Origin of the sequence: Acaryochloris sp. IP29b_bin.148, assembly GCF_028285565.1 — a bacterium.
Classification (GTDB): domain Bacteria; phylum Cyanobacteriota; class Cyanobacteriia; order Thermosynechococcales; family Thermosynechococcaceae; genus Acaryochloris.
This window is the reverse complement of the sequence record NZ_JANQOY010000062.1, coordinates 1-2,410: the sequence shown is the minus strand read 5'-3', so window position 1 is coordinate 2,410 and position 2,410 is coordinate 1. Positions and strand designations below refer to the sequence as shown.

Genomic DNA, 2,410 nt, shown 5'->3' with positions numbered 1-2,410 from the left:
GGTAATATCAATACTTTTCCACCCCAAGAACAAGAATAAAAGGGGAGCCAAGAAACTCAAGGTTTTCAGAATTTCTTCCAGCCAATAGAGCGTTCCTGAGAGATAAGTAAACCGTTGCATCAGGCTGAGCCCTGACAACCACAACGGGTTATGCTGGCTGATGACCATTCTCAGCGTTCCTTCTGCCCAGCGCATACGCTGTTTGAGATATTCATTAATATTGTTAGCCGCACAGCCAACACTGAGAAACTCGTTCAGATACACAGTTTTGTAGCCCTGCGCTTGCATCAAAAGACCGGTGGCATAGTCTTCCACAATGGTGTCTAACGGAATGCCACCAATCGCCTCAAGGTGCCGACGTCTATAGAGCACAGAACTCCCTGAACACACCACGGCATTGACTGAATCTCGAGCCGGTTGAATCACTTGGTAAAATTCCGTTTGTTCATCTGAAATGAAACGCCCTCCAAGATTTTTCTTCGGAGGATCAGGGTTATAAAATTTTTGCGGTGTCACCACCATCGACACATTCTCATCCGCCATAAAGAAGCCAATGGTTCGCTCTAGAAAATGATTGAGGGGAATAAAATCAGCATCAAACACAGCAATGATGTCACTATTGGTGTGCTGCATGGCATGGTTCAGATTGCCTGCTTTGGCATGTTCATTGATCGGTCGAGTTAAATAATTGCACTCCCACTTTTTGGCAAGGGCTTCCATTTCTGGGCGCTGACCATCATCCAATAGCCAGATATTCTTTTGCTGTTTGGGATACTTCATGGACTTACAGCCAATCAGAGATCGTTCCAGCATTTTCGAAGATTCATTGTAGGTTGGGATGAAAATATCAACGCTTGGCTTATACGTTCGTTGAACCCACTGACTATACTGATCCGCTTCTTTACTCCGATTTGGTGATCGCAAAATCAAATAGTTGTTCGTCCAGCTATTGAATATACTCAGCCCTTCATACGCAAATAACCCCAAACAGATGAAGGTATCTGGTCCTGTAAAAACCAACGTATTCACGGCCCGCCATGTCAAATATTTTATTTGCACAAAAACTAACAAAATTACCAGTAAGCTTTTGATCCAAGTTGGTGGTTTTGTCGGTAGTAAGGCTCTCAATAGTCCTAATACTAGAATGGCCAAGAAAATGAGCTTAGTTGTAAAAACTGATTGATAGAGGATTCTAGCTTTAGGCCAAATCGAACTAATGTCATAAGTAATAAATGTAAAAGTAATCAGCAGTAGTAAATATTTGCTACCCATGACCTTATAATTTCTTTCCGATGACCATAGCTTATTAGCTAGGTTCCGCATTACTCAACACTCACAATGGGAAAAGTATGCACTAACCGACCCATTCACCATAAAACTTGTTTTTGGCACCCTACAAATTTTTCGTTCAATACATGAAAAATAAAAATATCAAAAGAAATGAGATACCAGCAGACATGCTGGCGTTAGAATGCCCCAATGGGCAAACAATCTACCAATATTTCAAAATGAGATGTTAACAGCACTATATTATTCAGAAATCTGGAAAATTAATACTTCTCTGGAAGCGTAAATATATCAGGGTTGTTTTAAATTGTATGCAGAAAAATTAGGATCTGACTTTTCCTGCTAAGTCTTCCAGCCTATAGTGGTTAGTACTTGTAGCCTCTAGTCTCAGCCTTGGTTAAAGTGAGTGCAATGATACCCAGGGAGCATCTAATGAGTCCAGAGCGTTATGAGCAAAATTTTGGAACCTGTGAGTTGGGCGATCAACGATTGAATCACCGTGCATTCAGTATCGGTCGTTCTCTGAGCGAGAAATTTGGTCAAGCCCTATCAACCGTATTTGAGACTGGGAAAGACCTCAAACGGGCTTACGAGTTTTCGCGAATGTGAAAACCAGCTTTGCTAAAATCATTTCTCCTCATTGCCGTGCGACCGCTCGCATCGTGGCGGCGCAAGAGATTATCTTAAGTGTTGGCGACACCACCTTTCTGGACTATGAGGGTATCAAGCAGAAACGCCAGGGTTATGGTCCTCAAGGCAGAGGAGGTAATGGATTGTTACTCCATAGTGCTTTAGCCGTTGACTCTGAGCAGGGCCAACCCTTGGGCCTGTTATGGCAAAAGGTGTGGAATCGTCAGCATCGCCCCAAGCCCCCGAAGAATGAAACATCCCGGCAAAAGAAGAAACGTCAGACGAAAGCTCGTAAAGCCTCTCGGGAGCGTCTGTTTGAGCAAAAGGAATCCTATCGTTGGGTTGAAGCACTGCAAGCGGTGGAGAAAGCTGTGGGTTCTTCAACTCTTACCATTCATGTGTTTGACCGAGAAGGAGATATTGCCGAAGTTTTTGAGCGACTCACTACCCTCGAAAACACAGGACTCGTGGTTAGAGCATCCCACAATCGTTG

General features: G+C 43.4%; 2 protein-coding genes and 1 pseudogene. 2 read left to right on the top strand and 1 reads right to left on the bottom strand.

Annotation, left to right across the window (positions count from 1 at the left end; genetic code table 11):
• The coding region (locus Q0986_RS06170) for a cellulose synthase catalytic subunit (RefSeq protein WP_299406041.1) at positions 1 to 1,272 on the bottom strand (1,272 nt) is incomplete at its 3' end.
• A gap of 447 nt (positions 1,273 to 1,719) precedes the next feature.
• Between Q0986_RS06170 and Q0986_RS06165 the strand changes: the two genes are divergently transcribed.
• Positions 1,720 to 1,896 carry a transposase DNA-binding-containing protein gene (locus Q0986_RS06165; RefSeq protein ID WP_299406037.1) on the top strand — a complete coding sequence of 59 codons (177 nt, stop codon included), beginning with the start codon at positions 1,720 to 1,722 and terminating at the stop codon, positions 1,894 to 1,896.
• A pseudogene (locus Q0986_RS06160) lies at positions 1,893 to 2,410 on the top strand (IS4 family transposase); the annotation flags it as partial. The gene Q0986_RS06165 and the pseudogene Q0986_RS06160, both read left to right, overlap by 4 nt.